A 2,054-nucleotide genomic window follows, 5' to 3' on the forward strand; every position below is an offset into this window, starting at 1 on the left:
TTCGTTAGTGAACCTGGGAAATTTGAAAATCCCAATACAACTAAATGTTAGGAAATATTAAAATAGCGATATTACTGAATAAAAAATATGAACTGATCTGATTTATTTACCAATGCAAAACCTACTGAAAATCCGATCTAAAACTGATTCTGTAACTTCTTCACCGGTGATTTCTCCTAAGGCTTGAATTGCACCTCTTAAATCAATTGTCCAAAAATCTAAGGGTAATTGTTCAGTGATTGTAAATTGCAGTTGTTCTAAATCGCTTTTCGCTTTTATTAAAGCTGCTGCTTGGCGTTGATTAATTGCCAAATCCATATCAGCAGCTTGAACTTTTCCGGCTTGAACTATTTCTAAAATCGCCATTTCTAACCGATCAATTCCTTGATTTATGGCTGCGGCTGTGACAATTTGGGATTTAGGATTTAGGATTTGGGATTTAAGGTTTTCTTGTTCTGCTAATGAAATCAGGTCAATTTTATTAATTACTAAAATTACATTCTGGTGTTTTACTTCTGCATAAATTTCTTGATCTGCTGGTGTCCAACCTGCGGTAGCATCAATAGTAAATAAGACCAAATCAGCAGCATTAGCAGCACGATGAGATCGCTCTACACCAATCTTTTCTACTTGATCTGTTGTTTCCCGAATCCCCGCTGTATCTAGCACCTGCACGGGAATTCCTCCTACAATTAATTGAGATTCTACCACATCGCGGGTTGTTCCTGGTAAATCTGTGACAATGGCGCGATCGCTCCGACTCCAAGCATTTAATAAACTTGATTTTCCCACATTTGGCCGCCCCACTATGGCCACTTTTAAACCAGTTCGTAATAATTCACCTTTGTCTTTTGTTGCTAATAATTTGTTAATTTCCCCGGACACTTGCTCAATTTCGGTAATAATTCTTTTTTGATCTAAAGGTGGTAAATCTTCCTCAAAATCAATTCTGGCCTCAATTTCTGCCAAAATATCTAAACAATTAGCCCGTAATTTGCGAATAGGTTCAGCTAATTTACCCTGTAACCCAGCCAAAGCCATTTGAGCAGCTTGAGGTGATTTTGCTCCCACCAAATCAGCGATACTTTCCGCTTGGGTTAAATCCAATCTACCATTTAAAAATGCTCTTAAAGTAAATTCTCCCGGTTGGGCTAATCTTGCGCCATTTTCTAAGCACAATTGTAACACTTGTTGTACCGCCATCATCCCCCCATGACAATGAAATTCTACTACATTTTCACGGGTAAAAGAACGGGGGGCTTTCATGATCAATAATAAAGCCTCATCAATAATTTGCTTTGTTTGAGGTTGACGGATATAACCGTAAAGAATCCGGTGACTTTCCCAAATTTGTCGCCCTGGAGCATAAAATAGAGTTTGAGCGATGGCTATGGCATGATCACCAGAAACCCGTACAATACCTACACTACCTTGTTGAGGGACAACAGCAGTAGCGATCGCCGCAATAGTTCCAGTATTAGCCAATAATTCAGACATGAAGGGTTATTCTACTTCCGGGATAGAGGAAAAGCACAATCTTAAACCCCTACAGTACACTAGTTTAAGAAAGAAATAAGGTAATTACCCATTACCAATACCATTACCAATAATAGTAAAAATTCTGGCGGAATTAATTATGGAACAAAAAATTAACTGTGCTGAATCTTGTGTTAACGGATGTGTTTTAGGTGATAAATGTCCCAATATCGAGTTTAGAGAATCAACTTCAAAATTTATCGCTGAAACTTCCCTAGACAAAATGCTAGAAATAGCTGAAGAAAGATTGCGGAAAAAAATGACAGAACCACCAAAATGGGTGTTTCCAGAAGATCCTTAAATGTAACTCTTGTTTAGGAACAGGGAACAGGGAACAGGGAACAGGGAATAGGGAACAGAAAGTAGAGGTCGGAGGGTCTATGACTGTGGCAATGAAGGAAGGGAATAGGGAACAGGGAACAGGGAACAGGGAACAGGGAATAGGGAACAGGGAACAGAAAGTAGAGGTCGGAGGGTCTATGACTGTGGCAATGAAGGAAGGGAATAGGGAACAGGGA

General features: G+C 39.2%; 2 protein-coding genes. One reads left to right on the top strand and one right to left on the bottom strand.

The genetic code is table 11. The features are described 5' to 3' along the window. Positions 1–102 precede the first annotated feature (102 nt). Positions 103–1,497, bottom strand: coding sequence for a tRNA uridine-5-carboxymethylaminomethyl(34) synthesis GTPase MnmE (gene mnmE, locus ACIR310F_RS0109685; RefSeq protein ID WP_028083667.1), 1,395 nt, complete (start codon positions 1,495–1,497; stop codon positions 103–105). 139 nt (positions 1,498–1,636) lie between these two features. On the opposite strand from mnmE, the gene ACIR310F_RS0109690 reads away from it, so the two are divergent. Next, positions 1,637–1,837 (top strand): hypothetical protein, encoded by a 201-nt coding sequence (locus tag ACIR310F_RS0109690; RefSeq protein WP_028083668.1) that lies wholly within the window; start codon positions 1,637–1,639, stop codon positions 1,835–1,837. Positions 1,838–2,054: the final 217 nt, after the last annotated feature.

The sequence above is a fragment of the Dolichospermum circinale AWQC310F genome (genome assembly GCF_000426925.1).
Classification (GTDB): domain Bacteria; phylum Cyanobacteriota; class Cyanobacteriia; order Cyanobacteriales; family Nostocaceae; genus Dolichospermum; species Dolichospermum circinale.